Below are 16,327 nucleotides of genomic sequence, written 5' to 3'. Positions count from 1 at the left end.
GGCCGCCGTGGAAGGATCGAGGTTGTCCGTCGGCGTTTTCGAGAAGGGACTGACGATGACCGAGCACGGTGGTTCTGTACACGGTGGTTCTGTGCACGATGTGGTTGAAGCTGCGCACGCACTCGACGACAAGGATTTCCTGGCCGTTATTCGTGCGGTCGCGGAACGTCGCCCCAGTTTGTCGGTCCTCCTCTCCGTCGTTGATGCGGCTGCTGCGAGTATCGACCAGAGTCGAGCAGTAGCCGATTCAACGGCCGCCGACGCCGAGGTGGTGGAACTTCCCGACACCGTGGTGGAAGTTGACGAGATCATCGATGTCCCGGTGGTGGCCGTGAGCGGCGCAATAATCCCTGAAGCCGATTACATCCAGCCGGATTACACCGAAGCGGGAGTTCCTACCTTCGATCGTGTGCGGGAGAAGATCGAAGGACGATTCGGTACGTCGATCGGTTCGGCGGAGTTGGCGCACGAAAGTCCGGCGGGCAAGACCGTCGACGAGCAGTGGGACGAGCGTCAGAAGGCTGCGAAGGCCAAACTGGAGGAGATTCGGCGCTCGATGGGTAAATAACAACCGGGATAAGTAATTATGCATTCCCTTGCACGATGATGCATAATGATGTGTATGACTGAGGAGATACGCAAGCCGATCAGAGTCGCCGTCGCCGGTGCCAGTGGGTATGCCGGTGGTGAGGTTCTGCGTCTGCTTCTCGGACACCCCTCGTACGCCGACGGCAGCCTGGTGATCGGTTCGCTGACTGCCGGTGGAAACGCGGGTTCGACGCTCGGCGAGCATCACCCCCACCTTCTTCCGCTGTCGGCTCGGGTTCTGGAAGAGACCACGGTTGACATCCTGGCCGGGCATGACGTGGTGTTCCTGGGCCTTCCGCACGGAAACTCCGCGCAGTACGCCAAGGCGTTGCCCGAGTCGACGGTCATCATCGACTGCGGCGCGGACTTCCGGCTTCAGGACGGCGCTTTGTGGGAAAAGTTCTACAAGAGCCCCCATGCCGGAACGTGGCCGTACGGTCTTCCCGAATTGCCCGGCAACCGTGAGAAGTTGATGGGCGCAACGCGTATCGCCGTACCGGGTTGCTACCCGACGGCCGCAAGCCTTGCCTTGGCACCCGCAGTTGCGGCCGGAATTGTCGGCTCGCACGTCAATGTTGTTGCTGTGAGCGGCACTTCAGGTGCCGGCCGGGCTCCCAAGGCTGATTTGCTCGGCTCCGAGGTGATGGGTTCGGCCCGTGCATACGGTGTCGGCGGCGTACATCGCCACACTCCCGAGATCATCCAGAATCTGAAAGCCGCAGGCGGACAGGATATCAGCGTGTCGTTCACGCCCGTCCTTGCTCCCATGCCTCGCGGCATCCTCGCAACCTGCACTGCCGCCACCACGGCCAGCGAAGCGCAGGCGCGGGAAGTATACGAAAACGCCTACAAGGACGAGCCGTTCATCCATGTGCTGCCTGCCGGGGTCTTCCCGCAGACCGGCGCAGTGATCGGGTCCAACGCAGTACAGATCGGTATCGCCGTTGACAGCGACGCCGGTCAGCTCGTTGTGATTTCAGCAATCGACAATCTCACCAAGGGCACGGCCGGTGGCGCAGTGCAATCGATGAACCTTGCCCTTGGTCTACCCGAGACCGCAGGTCTCTCTACCGTGGGAGTAGCTCCGTGAGCACCGACAATCCGCAGCAGATCGACGACGCAACCGAATCCGACGTCAAGCACGTCGCCGGGGGCCGCCTGCTGCGCACTCAGGGTGTGACGGCACCTGCCGGATTCCGCGGCGCCGGAATTGCCGCCGGTATCAAGAAGAGTGGCAAGTCGGACCTCGCGCTGGTGCTGAACGAAGGACCTGATCTTGCGGCCGCGGGCGTGTTCACCCTCAACAAGGTGAAGGCTGCGCCGGTTTTGTGGTCGCAGCAGGTGCTCACGACGGGCAAGCTGCGCGCAGTTGTGCTCAACTCCGGCGGTGCCAATGCATGCACCGGTGCCGGTGGATTTCAGGATGCGCACAAGACCGCCGAGGAAGTGGCGTCGGCGCTGAGCAACTGGGGAACCGAGACGGGCGCGATCGAGGTTGCCGTGTGTTCCACCGGACTCATCGGTGACCGGTTGCCGATGGACAAACTGCTTCCCGGTGTCACCGAGGTAGTGCACGAACTTGCGGGCGGTATTTCCGGTGGTACGGACGCGGCGTACGCGATCATGACCACCGATACCGTGCCGAAGCAGGCGTCGCTGCACCACGCAAACAAGTGGAATGTCGGCGGCATGGCCAAGGGTGCAGGCATGCTCGCGCCCGCATTGGCGACGATGCTGTGTGTCGTCACGACCGATGCCGTTGCGACCGCTGAGCAGCTCGACACCGCGTTGCGCGCCGCAACCCACCTGAGTTTCGATCGCCTCGATGTCGACGGTGCCACGTCGACCAACGACACCGTGCTGTTGCTCGCGTCCGGTGCCAGTGGTGTTGCCCCCAGCCAGGACGAATTGAACGCTGCCGTGTTGGCAGTGTGCGACGACCTCGCCGATCAGATGATGGCCGACGCCGAGGGCGTCACCAAGCGTGTGAAGGTGACGGTTCGCGGTGCGGCCTCCGAGTCCGACGCGTTGATCGGTGCCCGGACCATCGCGCGTGACAGCCTGGTCAAGACCGCACTGTTCGGTTCCGATCCCAACTGGGGCCGCGTGCTTGCGGCCGTCGGTATCGCGCCCATCGAACTCGATCCCGATCGAATCAGCGTGTCCTTCAACGGAAGTCCCGTCTGCATTGACGGCGTCGGTGCACCGGGCGCGCGCGATGTCGATCTCAGTGGCATCGACATCGAACTCGATATCAACCTCGGGATCGGCGACGAGTCCGTGACGATTCGTACGACGGACCTGTCGCACGCGTACGTCGAAGAGAACTCGGCGTACTCGTCATGACCGATCTGTTGAGTTCGATCAGCGAACATCAGAAGGCACACGTCCTGGCCGGAGCGTTGCCGTGGCTACAGCGTTTCCGCGACGAGATCGTTGTCGTCAAATACGGCGGCAATGCGATGGTCGACGACGAGCTCAAGACCGCGTTTGCCGCGGACATGGCGTTTCTGCGTACTGTCGGCATTCACCCCGTTGTGGTTCACGGCGGTGGACCGCAAATCAATGCCATGCTGGCCCGTCTGGGCATGAAGGGCGAGTTTCGTGGCGGATTCCGGGTCACGACGCCCGAGGTTATGGACGTCGTCCGGATGGTGCTCTTCGGCCAGGTAGGCCGTGAGCTCGTCGGACTGATCAACGCGCATGGACCGTACGCTGTCGGAATTTCCGGCGAAGACGCCCACCTGTTCACAGCGACGCGTCGTACCGTTGCAGTGGAAGGCGAGCAGACCGATATCGGCCTGGTTGGCGACGTCACCACGGTCAACCCCGACGCGGTGCTTGATCTCATTGCGGCAGGACGCATTCCGGTGGTGTCGACAATCGCTCCCGACGTGGACGGCGTTGTTCACAACATCAATGCGGATACGGCTGCAGCGGCCTTGGCCGAAGCGATCGGTGCGGAGAAGCTGGTTGTTCTGACCGATGTCGAAGGGCTGTACACGGATTGGCCGGACCGTTCCTCGCTCGCGAGCGAAATCGACACCGACGCATTGGCACAGCTTCTGCCGAGTCTCGACGCGGGCATGGTGCCGAAGATGGAGGCCTGCCTGCGCGCTGTGCGAGGCGGAGTTCCGTCGGCGCACGTGATCGACGGACGGCTTGCGCATTCCGTTCTACTCGAACTTTTCACAGGTGAGGGCATCGGCACGATGGTTGTGCCCGGAGCCGACATCACCGAGCAGGGAGCCAACTCATGAGCACGATCGAATTGCAGCAGCGGTGGTCCGCTTCGCTGATGAACAACTACGGTGTACCTCGGGTAGCTCTCGTACGCGGCGAAGGCGCCGTTCTCACCGATGCCGACGGTAAGCAGTACGTCGATTTCCTCGCCGGCATTGCCGTCAACATTCTCGGTCATGCGCATCCCGCAATCATCGAGGCTGTGACGGATCAGCTGTCGACCCTCGGGCACGTCTCCAACCTGTATGCGAGCGAGCCTGTCATCGAATTGGCAGAGCAGTTGCTCGGACATCTGGGCAATGTGTCCGGTCGGGCGTTTTTCTGCAACTCGGGTACCGAGGCCAACGAAGCCGCCTTCAAGCTCGCCCGCGCCACGGGACGCAAGAAGATCATCTCCGCCGAGAACTCCTTCCATGGCCGGACGATGGGTGCCTTGGCACTGACCGGTCAGCCGGCCAAGCGGGCGCCGTTCGAACCGATGCCTGCCGGCGTCGAATTCGTTCCCTACGGCGATATCGAGGCTCTCGACCGGGCTGTCGATTCCGATACCGCAGCAGTGTTCCTCGAACCGATCATGGGTGAAAGCGGCGTTGTCGTGCCGCCGGAGGGATACCTGGTCGAAGCTCGCCGGATCACGGCGGAGCGGGGCGCTCTGCTGGTACTGGACGAGGTGCAGACCGGTATCGGCCGGACCGGCTGGTTCTACGCGCATCAGGCTGTCGGCATCGTTCCGGACGTCATCACTCTCGCGAAGGGGCTCGGCGGCGGAATGCCGATCGGCGCCTGCATTGCGACCGGCGCTGCGGCAGAGCTGTTCGGTCCCGGAAAACACGGGACGACGTTCGGTGGCAACCCGGTGTGCGCTGCGGCGGCACTTGCCGTGCTGAAGACCGTTGCGGACGAAGACCTGATCTCGCGCGCAGACAGCCTGGGCAAGTCCATCACCGCAGGCATCGAAGAACTGGGCCATCCGCTGGTCGACTACGTCCGCGGTTCCGGACTTCTGCTCGGTGTGGTGCTGACGCAGGACGTTGCGCCCGCAGTGGAAAATGCAGCACGTGAAGCCGGGTATCTTGTGAATGCAGCGAATCCCGGAGTCATCCGGTTGGCACCGCCGCTGATCCTCACCGACGAGCAGGCCGAGGCGTTTGTGGCGGCATTACCTGCCATTTTCGATCACGCATTATCGGCTGATCAGCCGGGGGAGAAGTGACTACCATGGTGAAACACTTTCTCAGGGACGACGATCTGACTCCTGCGCAGCAGGCCGAGGTCCTCGCCTTGGCTGCCGAGCTCAAGAAGAATCCGTTTTCGCGTCGCCCACTCGAGGGGCCGCGCGGCGTCGGAGTGATCTTCGAGAAGAACTCGACGCGCACGAGGTTCTCCTTCGAGATGGGCATCGCACAGATGGGCGGCCATGCCGTTGTCGTCGACGGTCGGAGCACGCAGCTCGGCCGCGAGGAGACATTGGCCGACACGGGACGCGTCCTCTCCCGTTACGTCGACGCCGTGGTATGGCGCACGTTCGGCCAGAAGCGCTTGGAGCAGATGGCAACGGGCGCAACGATTCCCATCGTCAACGCGCTCTCCGACGAGTTCCATCCGTGTCAGGTCCTTGCGGATCTGCAGACACTGGCCGAGCACAAGGGTGATTTGAAGGGTCTGAACCTCACCTACCTCGGTGACGGTGCAAACAACATGGCGCACTCGCTGATGCTCGGCGGCGTCACGGCCGGCATCAACGTCACGATCTGCGGTCCGGAGGGCTTCGAACCGGCACAGTGGATTCTCGACGCGGCACGTAAGCGGGCCGAGGAAACCGGCGCCACGATCACGGTTACCCGGGATCCGCAGAAAGCTGCCGCTGGTGCAGATGCACTCGTCACCGACGCGTGGACGTCGATGGGTCAGGAAAACGACGGTCTCGACCGGGTCGGTCCCTTCCGTCCGTACCAGATCAATGCCGACCTGCTGGCACTCGCCGACCCCAAGGCCGTTGTCCTGCACTGCCTTCCCGCACATCGAGGGGAAGAGGTCACCGACGAGGTGCTCGACGGCCCACAGAGTGTTGTGTGGGACGAGGCCGAGAACCGCTTGCATGCGCAGAAGGCCCTTTTGGTCTGGCTGCTCGAGCAGAGAACCGCAGGCGCGGCGTGAGCATCGCTCCTACTCGGGCCGGTCGCCAGTCGCGCATCATCGCGCTGCTGGCGGCGCACCCGGTTCGCAGTCAGACGGAACTTGCGTCGCTGCTGGGAGAAGAAGGCATCGAGGCGACACAAGCAACGCTCTCGCGTGACCTCGAAGAGCTGGGAGCGGTGAAACTCCGGGCAGCGGACGGCGGCGCCGGTGTGTATGTGGTGCCCGAGGACGGTAACCCCGTACGCGGTGTGTCAGGTGGTACTGATCGTCTGTCGCGACTGCTCGGAGAGCTGTTGGTGTCCACGGACTCCAGCGGAAACATGGCGGTACTCCGGACACCACCGGGGGCTGCGCACTACCTGGCGAGTGCACTTGATCGTGCCTCGCTGACCGATATCGTGGGGACTATCGCGGGGGATGACACCATCTTCGTGATGGCCCGGGAACCGCTTTCCGGAGCGGAACTCAGCGCCATGATCGAATCCCTCGCCTGACCCCTTATTCTTGATAGAAGATTTTCAACCGAAGGAGCACACACACCATGGCCGATCGCGTCGTACTCGCCTACTCAGGCGGGCTGGACACCTCTGTTGCCATCAGTTGGATCGGTAAGGAGACGGGCGCTGAAGTTGTCGCCGTCGCCATCGATCTGGGACAGGGCGGCGAGGACATGGAGGTCGTGCGCCAGCGCGCACTCGACTGCGGCGCAGTCGAATCCGTTGTCGTCGACGCTCGTGACGAGTTCGCGGACGAGTACTGCCTGCCCACCATCCAGGCCAACGCCCTGTACATGGATCGCTACCCGCTCGTGTCCGCGATCAGCCGTCCGCTGATCGTCAAGCACATCGTCGAAGCCGCACGCTCGCACGGCGGAACCATCGTCTCGCACGGTTGCACCGGCAAGGGCAACGACCAGGTTCGCTTCGAGGTCGGCTTCGGCGCCCTCGCGCCCGACCTCTCGGTCATCGCACCGGTTCGTGACTACGCGTGGACCCGCGAGAAGGCAATCGCTTTCGCGGAAGAGAACAACATCCCGATCAACGTGTCCAAAAAGTCGCCGTTCTCGATCGACCAGAACGTCTGGGGCCGCGCCGTCGAAACCGGATTCCTCGAGGATCTGTGGAACGCGCCCACCAAGGACGTCTACGACTACACCGAGGATCCGACGGCCAACTGGAACGCACCCGACGAGCTGATCATCAGCTTCGACAAGGGTCGCCCGGTTGCCATCGACGGCCGTCCGGTCTCCGTCCTCGAAGCCATCCAGGAACTGAACCGCCGCGCCGGCGCTCAGGGAGTCGGCCGTCTCGACGTCGTCGAGGACCGCCTCGTGGGCATCAAGAGCCGCGAGATCTACGAAGCTCCCGGTGCGATGGTGCTCATCACCGCTCACCAGGAACTCGAGCACGTCACCCTCGAACGCGAACTCGGTCGCTACAAGCGTCAGATGGAGCAGCGTTGGTCCGAGCTGGTCTACGACGGCCTGTGGTTCTCCCCGCTCAAGGATGCTCTCGACACGTTTGTGGAGAAGACGCAGGAACGCGTCACCGGCGACATCCGTCTCTTCCTGCACGGTGGAGCCATCACGGTCAACGGCCGTCGTAGCCCCGAGTCGCTGTACGACTTCAACCTCGCAACGTACGACGAGGGCGACAGCTTCGACCAGTCCGCATCGAAGGGCTTCGTCGAGATCCACGGTCTGTCGTCGAAGGTCGCCGCGAAGCGCGATCTGGGTCTGTAAAGAATGACTGCGCACGGTGTCGGAGACGCCCAAAAACACGGCACTAATGAAGGCGCGTTGTGGGGCGGGCGGTTCGAATCCGGACCGGCCGCCGCCATGGCGGCCCTGAGTAAGTCGACTCACTTCGACTGGGTTCTGGCTCCGTACGACGTGCGGGCGTCGCAGGCTCATGCTCGCGTGCTGAACAAGGCCGGTCTCCTCAGCGAAGCCGACCTTGCCACCATGCTCGACGGTTTGGAGCGCCTCGCCGCTGACGTCGCAAGTGGTGCCTTCGGGCCCAGCGAGTCCGACGAGGACGTGCACGGCGCACTCGAGCGCGGCTTGATCGAACGAGTCGGTCCCGAGGTCGGTGGGCGTCTGCGTGCCGGCCGTTCGCGCAACGACCAGGTGGCGACGCTGTTCCGTATGTGGCTCCGTGATGCGGTGCGCCGCGTTGCGGACGGAGTGCTCGACGTCGTCGACGCTCTTGCCACTCAGGCGGCTGCACATCCGGACGCAGTCATGCCGGGTAAGACGCACCTGCAGGCCGCTCAGCCCGTGTTGCTCGCGCATCACCTCCTGGCACATGCACATCCGTTGTTGCGTGACGTTGCGCGTCTGCGTGACTTCGACGTGCGAGCTGCGGTGTCCCCGTACGGTTCCGGCGCGCTCGCCGGTTCCTCGCTCGGGCTCGACCCCGAAGCCATTGCGGCAGAACTGAAGTTCGACAGCTCGGCGGAGAACTCGATCGATGCCACGGCGTCGCGCGACTTCGCTGCCGAGGCTGCGTTCGTGTTGGCGATGATCGGCGTCGACCTGTCGAGGATGGCCGAAGAGGTCATCATCTGGAGTACACCGGAATTCGGCTACATCACGCTCGCCGACGCGTGGTCGACCGGATCGTCGATCATGCCGCAGAAAAAGAACCCGGATGTTTCCGAGCTCACGCGCGGTAAGTCGGGTCGTCTGATCGGCAACCTCACGGGATTGTTGGCGACGCTGAAGGCGCAGCCCTTGGCGTACAACCGCGATCTGCAAGAGGACAAGGAACCGGTCTTCGATTCGGTTGCGCAACTCGAAATGTTGCTCCCGGCCATCACCGGCCTGGTGCAGACCCTCGAGTTCCACACCGAGCGCATGGCGGAGTTGGCTCCGGCCGGCTTCACACTGGCCACCGACATCGCGGAATGGATGGTTCGTCAGGGCGTTCCGTTCCGTGTCGCACATGAGGCCGCAGGCGCGTGTGTGCGTGTCGCCGAGGCTCGCGGCGTTGGACTCGAGGATCTGACCGACGAGGAACTGGCCGGAGTCGACGCGTCGTTGACGCCTGCCGTTCGGGAAGTGCTGACCGTCGAGGGCTCCATCGCCTCACGCAACGCACGTGGCGGAACCGCAGGTGTCCGGGTGGCCGAGCAACTGAACGGCGTACGCACGCTGGCTCAGTCGCTGCGAGAGTGGCCCCTCTAAATCAGTCATCGGTTGTCGGTGTTGTCGTACGCGGTCAGAGAGGATTTTTCCTCACTGGCCGCGTACGTGTTCTCGGGGGCAGTAGGCTTGTTTAGCTCGACACGAATGCGACAGAGTTTTTGACGCGAGTTACTTGGGAGTGAAATGGTGGGATTGAATTCCAAGTCGGTGCTGGGTCCGCTTCGGCGGGTGGTCGCGACAGCGCAGAACGGCCTGGAGGTTGTTCGTCTGGGTGGACTCGAGACGGATCTGACAACCTCGCCGTTCGAGATCGTCGAACGTGCGCCGATGTACCGTCTGCGGCGGTATTTTCCCGACACCGATCCAGGGGAGACCGGTCCGCCGATCGTATTGGTCCCGCCGATGATGATGTCGGCCGGTGTGTACGACGTGACGCGCGATCAGGGGGCAGTCGGCATCCTGCACGAGATGGGACTTGATCCGTGGGTGGTCGACTTCGGTGAACCTGACGCCCAGGATGGTGGCTGGGGCCGTAATCTTGCAGACCACATCATCGCGCTCAGTGAGATCGTCGATCACGTTCATCGGCATACCGGCAAAGACGTTCACCTGTCCGGGTATTCGCAGGGCGGAATGTTCGCCTACCAAGCTGCGGCATATCGGCAGAGCCGAAACATCGCCAGTCTCATCACTTTCGGAAGTCCCGTCGACACGCTTGCGGCGCTCCCATTCGGTATTCCGGCCGGGATAGCCACGTGGGGAGCAGACTTCCTCGCGGATCACGTCTTCAACAGGCTGGCGGTCACGGGGTGGATGGCCCGGACAGGCTTCCAATTGCTCGATCCCGTCAAGACGCTCAAGTCGCGTGTCGACTTCCTACTGCAACTTCACGATCGTGAGGCACTCCTGCCGCGCGAACAGCAACGACGCTTCCTGGCGACGGAGGGATGGGTCGGCTGGTCCGGGCCCGCTGTTGCCGAACTGCTCAAGCAGTTTGTCGTGCACAACCGGATGATGTCCGGCGGGTTCGTCATCAAGGATCAAGCGGTGACGCTTGCGTCGATCACCTGTCCCGTTCTGGCATTTGTCGGCGAGGTCGACGACATCGGGCAGCCCCAAGCGGTCCGCGGGATCACGCAGGCAGCGCCGCGAGCTGACGTCTACGAATCAACCTTGCGCGCTGGTCATTTCGGCCTGGTCGTTGGTTCCGTCGCCGCAAATCACACGTGGCCGACAACAGGCGAGTTCGTGCAGTGGATCGAGCAGGGCGGAACACGGCCGGCACGCGTCGAGCGCATGCCGCAGGGCCCGTACCCCGAGGACGAGACCGGGGTGTCGATGAGCAATCGGATCATTCACACCGTGGCCTCGGTAGCCGAGGTCGGCGTCGGCGTGACCAAGGGCATCAGCGATCTGGCCAGCGGAGCATTGCGCGGGACTTTCGAATTGTCCGGCGAGGCTGCTCGGGCTCTGCCCAGGTTGGCCAGGCTCAATCAGATTCAGCCGCACACCAAGATTTCGCTCAGTGCGCTCTTGGCCGAGCAGCGCCGTAAGGCTCCGGCAGGGGAGTGCTTCCTCTTCGACAACCGGGTCCATACCTACGAAGCCGTCAACATCCGCATCGACAACGTTGTTCGCGGTTTGATTTCGGTTGGAGTGCGCCCGGCAGCGCACGTCGGCATTCTCATGGAGACCCGGCCGAGTGCACTCGCTGCTATCGCCGCGCTGTCGCGACTCGGAGCTGTTGCAGTCATGCTCCCACCGGGCGGCGACATTGCGACGGCGGTGAAACTCGGAAATGTCGATCGGATTATCACCGATCCGGAAAACGTTCAGGAAGTGCTCGCAGCGGGGCGTCCGGTACTGGTACTCGGCGGCGGTGACGCGCGTGGGTTGAGCGTGGATTCCGCGCACGACGTCATCGATCTCGAGCAGATCGACCCGACGACGGTCAGTCTGCCGGGTTGGTACAGGCCTGATCCGGGGATTGCGCGCGAACTTGCCTTCATCATCTTCGCGGAATCCGGTGGCCGACTCGAAGCCAAGCAGATTACCAACTACCGGTGGGCGTTGTCGGCATTCGGTACGGCCTCGGCTGCCGACCTCGACCGGGGCGATACCGTGTATTGCCTTGCGCCGCTCCATCATTCGTCAAGTTTGCTGGCGACAATCGGCGGCGCAATGGCAGGTGGCAGCCGGATCGCGCTGTCGAGGGGGCTGGACCCGGCTCGATTTGTCGAGGAGATCCATCGCTACGGCGTCACCGTGGTGAGTTACACGTGGTCGATGATGCGCCAGATTCTCGACGAGGATCTTCTCCTGCTCGACGGTACTCATCCCGTTCGGTTGTTCATCGGATCCGGAATGCCGCCGGGGCTGTGGAAGCGCACCACCGAGGCGTTCGATCCTGCTCAGATCCTCGAGTTCTACGCCTCAACCGAAGGTGACGTGATCCTCGCGAATGTGGCCGGATCGAAGATCGGGTGCAAAGGACGTCCGTTGCCCGGTAGTGCGCGGGTGCGACTTGCGGCGTACGACCCGCTCAGCGGCCGGATCCTCGAGAACGAGGACGGGTTTGTCCGTGAGTGCGCCGACGACGAGGTCGGGTTGTTGCTGGGTCGTGCAGGATTCAATGCCGATCTGTCCGGTGGTGCCATGCGCGGACTCTTCGAGGCCGGAGATTCCTGGATACCCACTGAAAACCTGTTCCGCCGTGATTCCGACGGCGACTACTGGCTGGTCGACCACAAGAACACGGTGATCTCGACGTTGCGTGGACCCGTCTTCACCGCTCCGATCGTTGACGCACTGTCGAGTGTCTCGCGGGTGGACCTTGCGGTGGCGTACGCGGTAGGTGAGGCGCCGTTCCAGTTGGCTGTCGCCGCGGTGACCTGTTTGCCCGGCCGCAATTTCCGTGCGGCAGAACTCGCCGAGACGTTGGATCACCTCGACTTCGATGCGCGTCCTGACATCGTGCACGTGGTCGACGAGATCGCCGTTGGATCGTCGTTCCGGCCCAATCCCGCCGTGCTCGCAGCGGCCGGGCTTCCGGCTCCGGGACCGCGGACCTGGTATCTCGACTCCGAAACCCAGTCGTACAAGCGGCTGACCAAGGCAGTTGCGGCGCAATTGATGCCAACCAGGATGGGTACGGGTTCGCGGTGAGTATCAGCTCAGCAGGTAGCCTGAACCTGATCGGTTCGTGTTCGGTTCGAGAGGATAAACGTGGCTATTGATTCGACGTTGCTCAGCATTTTGGCCTGCCCGCAAGACAAGGGTCCACTGCTGTTGGTCGGGGACGAGCTGCTCTACAACCCTCGTCTGCGACGCGCATACCCGATCGAAAACGGTATCCCGGTATTGCTGATCGACGAAGCGCGCGATGTTGCAGACGACGAGCACGAGAAGTTGCTCGCCAAGGCAGAAGGTTAGATCGGTAGTTCGCCGGTAAGGTACCGCTGGAGGTTCGGAGCTACCAGCGGTACCAACGCGTCGACGCTCAGCGATTTCAGCGGTTCAAGCTCGAGAATGTAGCGAGTGATCAGGAGTCCAGCGATCTGCGACGCCACCAATTCGGCTCGAATAATTCCTGTCCCGGCCGGTGAATCCACCCGCGGGATGATGTCCCGCAGGACGATGTTCAGAAGGAAGCTCTGAATCAGTCGGGTTCCTTCGCCGGAAATGGCCGAGCGAAATGCGGCGAGAATGGCGGCCTGATGCTCCGATTCCCACACGCCGAGGACGGCAGTCAACAGGCTCGTACCCAGTTGGTCGCTTGTCGACGAATGAACCGGGGCCAGAACCTTCTTCGGATCCAGCGGTAGGGCGATTGCGGCGGTGAACAGTTGCTCCTTGCTGCCGAAGTAGTGATGTATCAGGGCCGGATCGACTTGGGCTTCGGTTGCGATGGCGCGGACCGTGGTTCGTGCAAATCCGTTTTGCGAGAATGCGCGTCTGGCGCTCTCGAGGATCTGCGTCCGGGTCTCGGACTTTCCCGGCCGCCGCCCCGGCCGCAACGGTATGTTGTTGCTGCTCATGGGGTTCGGCGGTCCAGCGTTGCAGCGGCTAGTGTGAGGGCGGCCGCGGCAAAGAGAGCCATCACCGCGAGGTCGCGCCACATTTGGCCGGTGGCATCGGCGTGTATCGATACCTGCTGAAGTGCGTCGACGGCGTAACTCAGCGGTAGGACGTTGCTGATCCATTCGAGCCAAGTCGGTAGTTGGTCGCGCGGAACCAGGAGTCCGCAGAGGAACAGCTGTGGAACCACGACCACCGGCATGAACTGAACGGCTTGGAACTCGGTCTTTGCGAAAGCGCTGGCCAACAGACCGAGCGCCACTCCGAGGATTGCGCCCAGTACGGCGATGACTATCACCCAGCCGAGGCTTCCGGCGATAGTGAGACCCAGAAACCCGAAGGCAACGGCACACGCGAGGGCCGCCTGGGCCGCAGCCGACAACGAAAACGCCGCGGCATATCCAGCGAGAAGGTCAAGTTTGCCCATCGGGGTGGTGAGTAGTCGCTCGAGGGTTCCGGAACTGCGCTCACGCTGCATTGCTATGGAAGTGACCAGGAACATCACGACAAAAGGCAAGATCCCGAGCATAGTGATGGCGACCCGTTGAAACAGCGGTACTGCGCCTGGCGCTGTCGGGACGTCGACGTAGAGGAAGTAGAGCAGGATCATCAACAGCGACGGAACCAACAAGATCATGGCAACTGTGCGGCGGTCCTGACGCAGTTGCATGAGAATGCGAACTGTCGTTGCTCCGAAGATGGTGACACTCATGATATTTCGCCTCCCACCGGCGAGGTCCGGATGAGCTCCAGGAACGCGTCTTCGAGGCGTTCGCACCTGGTCTTCGCGCGAAGTTCGTCTGGCGTGAGTTGCGCAAGGAGGAAGCCGTCGCGCATCAGTATCAGTTCGGCGCAATGATCTGCTTCGTCCATGACGTGACTGGAGATCAACAGGGTAGTTCCGCCCTTGGCGAGATCAGCGAATCGCTCCCAGAGTTCAACTCGAAGGACGGGGTCGAGTCCGACGGTCGGCTCGTCGAGAACCAGCAGATCGGGATCGGCAACCAAAGCACAGGCCAGTGACACGCGTCCGATCTGTCCGCCGGACAGGTCTGCGCTGATCTGGTCCGCGTAGCGAGTGAGCCCGACCGCGTCGATTGCGGTCCGAACATCGGCACCGGACTTTCCGTACAGCGATCCGAAGTACTGGACGTTGCGGGTGACAGTCAGGTCGCCGTAGACGCTGGGGGATTGGGTGACGTAGCCGACGCGTCGACGCAGTGCCGGTGTTCCGGCTTGATCACCGAGAACTCGTACGTCGCCGCTCTTGACGATCTGAGTTCCGACTATCGCTCGCATCAGTGTTGTCTTGCCGCAACCAGACGGGCCTAGTAGTCCGGTGACGGATCCGGCGGATACTTGCAGATCAATGGAGTGGAGAACCTCCTGCTTTCCACGGATGACGGTGAGTCCTCGGATGTCGATGGCAGGTGCTGTGGTCACGGTGAACCTCGATTCCGTTAATTCATCACATGTTGAATTGTGAAACCGGACGCGCCCCAGCGTCAAGGGGAAAGGCACAATCGAATGGTGAGCATCAAGCAGTTGGCGAGCGTGACTTCTCCGCTGGAGGCGGGACTGATCATTCTCGGTTCGACACTGTCAGTAGACGACGTCAGCCTTCGGATCGTCGAAGTGGAGGCATACGGCGGGGAGAAGGACGGACCGTGGCCGGACCCGGCAGCACATTCCTATCGGGGGCAGACGCCGCGTAATCGGGTGATGTTCGAGCGCGCAGGTTTGCTGTACGTGTACCGCAGCTACGGGATGCACTTCTGCATGAACATCTCGTACGGTCCGACCGGAGTGGCCGGTGGAGTACTCCTCCGCGCAGCAGAGGTCGAAGCCGGCCACGATATTGTCTCCGGCCGTCGTTCACCGGATCGTCCGCCCCGCGATTGGGCGCGCGGACCGGGAAATCTCGGGTCCGCAGCAGGAATTACGTTGGCGGACAACGGGGCTGATGTCTTCGATCGGGATTCACGAATTCGACTGGACCTGAGCGAGTCGGACAACTGGGTAGCGGGGCCCCGGGTCGGTGTCAGCTCGGCAGCGGAGATCCCGTGGCGGCTGTGGATTCCTGATTCGCCGGCGGTGTCGGCCTACCGTCGAAGCCCGCGAGCGCCCGCCCTTTCGTGAGGGTGGGATGATCTAGCCCGTGACTGAGAATATTCTCGACGAACTGACCTGGCGTGGGCTCATCGCCCAATCAACTGATCTCGACGCTCTGCGTAAGGATCTCGAGGCCGGACCGGTCACGCTCTATGCGGGGTTCGACCCCACAGGGCCGAGCCTGCACGCCGGACATTTGGTTCCTCTTCTTGCGCTCAAGCGTTTTCAGCGTGCCGGTAACCGCCCGATCGTTCTTGCCGGTGGCGCAACCGGTCTGATCGGCGACCCCCGCGACGTCGGGGAACGCACGATGAACTCGGCCGATACCGTCGCTGACTGGGCCGGACGAATCCGCGGCCAACTCGAACGATTTGTGGACTTCGACGATTCTCCGACCAGCGCCGTCATCGAGAACAACATGAACTGGACCGGCAATATGTCGGCCATCGACTTCTTGCGCGACGTAGGCAAACACTTCTCGGTGAATGTCATGCTCGCGCGTGACACCGTCAAGCGTCGTCTCGAATCCGACGGAATGTCGTACACCGAGTTCAGCTACATGCTGCTCCAGGCAAACGACTACCTGCACCTCCGACGCGATCTTGGCTGCACCTTGCAGGTGGGTGGCTCGGATCAGTGGGGCAACATCATCGCCGGCGTCGAACTCAACCGTCGCGTGGATGGCGAAAGTGTCCATGCGATGACCGTCCCGCTGGTGACCTCGGCTGACGGAAAGAAGTTCGGTAAGTCGACCGGCGGCGGCAGCCTGTGGCTCGATCCGGAAATGACCAGCCCGTACGCCTGGTACCAGTACTTCGTGAACACCGGCGACGCCGATGTCATCAAGTACTTGCGTTGGTTCACGTTCCTGAGTGCAGAGGAATTGGCAGAACTCGAGACTGCTACCGCAGAACGCCCGCATGCTCGAGAGGCACAGAAGCGTCTTGCGGCGGAGATGACGACATTGGTTCACGGCGAGCACAACACACGGTCAGTGGAGTTGGCCAGCCAGGCACTGTT

The 16,327-nt window shown here is 62.5% G+C and carries 16 protein-coding genes (1 of these 16 only partly in view); 13 read left to right on the top strand and 3 right to left on the bottom strand.

The features are described 5' to 3' along the window. Positions 1–55 precede the first annotated feature (55 nt). From CJ178_RS06695 to CJ178_RS06645, 11 genes are all read left to right on the top strand, one after another. Positions 56–568 carry a hypothetical protein gene (locus tag CJ178_RS06695; RefSeq protein WP_179300813.1) on the top strand — a complete coding sequence of 171 codons (513 nt, stop codon included), beginning with the start codon at positions 56–58 and terminating at the stop codon, positions 566–568. Positions 569–622: 54 nt separating this feature from the next. Next, positions 623–1,678, top strand: a complete 1,056-nt coding sequence (gene argC, locus CJ178_RS06690; protein WP_033230787.1) for an N-acetyl-gamma-glutamyl-phosphate reductase — start codon at positions 623–625, stop codon at positions 1,676–1,678. Then, positions 1,675–2,934, top strand: coding sequence for a bifunctional glutamate N-acetyltransferase/amino-acid acetyltransferase ArgJ (argJ, locus tag CJ178_RS06685; protein WP_045069982.1), 1,260 nt, complete (start codon positions 1,675–1,677; stop codon positions 2,932–2,934). The genes argC and argJ overlap by 4 nt, the downstream gene beginning before the upstream one ends. Further along, complete coding sequence (gene argB, locus CJ178_RS06680; protein WP_095886404.1) at positions 2,931–3,848, top strand: acetylglutamate kinase; 918 nt, start codon at positions 2,931–2,933, stop codon at positions 3,846–3,848. Before argJ ends, argB begins: the two co-directional genes overlap by 4 nt. Then, positions 3,845–5,044, top strand: coding sequence for an acetylornithine transaminase (locus tag CJ178_RS06675; protein WP_033230784.1), 1,200 nt, complete (start codon positions 3,845–3,847; stop codon positions 5,042–5,044). The genes argB and CJ178_RS06675 overlap by 4 nt, the downstream gene beginning before the upstream one ends. Positions 5,045–5,049: 5 nt before the next feature. Beyond that, complete coding sequence (argF, locus tag CJ178_RS06670) at positions 5,050–5,988, top strand: ornithine carbamoyltransferase (protein ID WP_033230783.1); 939 nt, start codon at positions 5,050–5,052, stop codon at positions 5,986–5,988. After that, complete coding sequence (locus tag CJ178_RS06665; protein ID WP_033230782.1) at positions 5,985–6,464, top strand: arginine repressor; 480 nt, start codon at positions 5,985–5,987, stop codon at positions 6,462–6,464. The genes argF and CJ178_RS06665 overlap by 4 nt, the downstream gene beginning before the upstream one ends. Positions 6,465–6,511: 47 nt before the next feature. Next, positions 6,512–7,711 (top strand): argininosuccinate synthase, encoded by a 1,200-nt coding sequence (locus CJ178_RS06660; RefSeq protein ID WP_033230781.1) that lies wholly within the window; start codon positions 6,512–6,514, stop codon positions 7,709–7,711. 3 nt (positions 7,712–7,714) lie between these two features. Then, positions 7,715–9,157 carry an argininosuccinate lyase gene (argH, locus tag CJ178_RS06655; RefSeq protein ID WP_095886403.1) on the top strand — a complete coding sequence of 481 codons (1,443 nt, stop codon included), beginning with the start codon at positions 7,715–7,717 and terminating at the stop codon, positions 9,155–9,157. Positions 9,158–9,301: 144 nt separating this feature from the next. Continuing rightward, on the top strand, positions 9,302–12,283 hold the full coding sequence (locus tag CJ178_RS06650) for an acyl-CoA synthetase (RefSeq protein WP_095886402.1): 2,982 nt from the start codon (positions 9,302–9,304) through the stop codon (positions 12,281–12,283). A gap of 60 nt (positions 12,284–12,343) precedes the next feature. After that, entirely contained in the window at positions 12,344–12,550 is a 207-nt protein-coding gene (locus CJ178_RS06645) for a Trm112 family protein (protein ID WP_033230778.1), read from the top strand. Here the strand turns inward: CJ178_RS06645 and CJ178_RS06640 are convergent. From CJ178_RS06640 to CJ178_RS06630, 3 genes are read right to left on the bottom strand one after another with little or no spacing between them, the layout of a single operon-like run. After that, complete coding sequence (locus CJ178_RS06640) at positions 12,547–13,155, bottom strand: TetR/AcrR family transcriptional regulator (RefSeq protein ID WP_095886401.1); 609 nt, start codon at positions 13,153–13,155, stop codon at positions 12,547–12,549. The two genes, CJ178_RS06645 and CJ178_RS06640, sit on opposite strands and share 4 nt — an antisense overlap. Next, the gene (locus tag CJ178_RS06635; protein WP_033230776.1) at positions 13,152–13,907 is read right to left on the bottom strand and encodes an ABC transporter permease; all 756 of its coding nucleotides are present in this window, start codon (positions 13,905–13,907) and stop codon (positions 13,152–13,154) included. Before CJ178_RS06635 ends, CJ178_RS06640 begins: the two co-directional genes overlap by 4 nt. Next, complete coding sequence (locus CJ178_RS06630; RefSeq protein ID WP_095886400.1) at positions 13,904–14,638, bottom strand: ABC transporter ATP-binding protein; 735 nt, start codon at positions 14,636–14,638, stop codon at positions 13,904–13,906. Before CJ178_RS06630 ends, CJ178_RS06635 begins: the two co-directional genes overlap by 4 nt. Positions 14,639–14,722: 84 nt before the next feature. Between CJ178_RS06630 and CJ178_RS06625 the strand changes: the two genes are divergently transcribed. Both CJ178_RS06625 and tyrS read left to right on the top strand, forming a co-directional pair. After that, complete coding sequence (locus tag CJ178_RS06625) at positions 14,723–15,334, top strand: DNA-3-methyladenine glycosylase (protein ID WP_095886399.1); 612 nt, start codon at positions 14,723–14,725, stop codon at positions 15,332–15,334. A 19-nt stretch (positions 15,335–15,353) separates the two neighbouring features. Then, positions 15,354–16,327 carry the 5' portion of a tyrosine--tRNA ligase gene (gene tyrS / locus CJ178_RS06620; RefSeq protein WP_095886398.1) on the top strand. Its footprint extends 304 nt past the window's final position, so only the first 974 of its 1,278 coding nucleotides appear in the window; it begins with the start codon at positions 15,354–15,356; its stop codon lies beyond the right edge, outside the window.

The sequence above is a fragment of the Rhodococcus sp. ACPA4 genome, from assembly GCF_002300185.1.
In the GTDB taxonomy this organism is placed as follows: domain Bacteria; phylum Actinomycetota; class Actinomycetes; order Mycobacteriales; family Mycobacteriaceae; genus Rhodococcus_F; species Rhodococcus_F globerula.
Note: the sequence above shows the minus strand (reverse complement) of the source record. Positions and strands in the feature narration are given on the sequence as shown.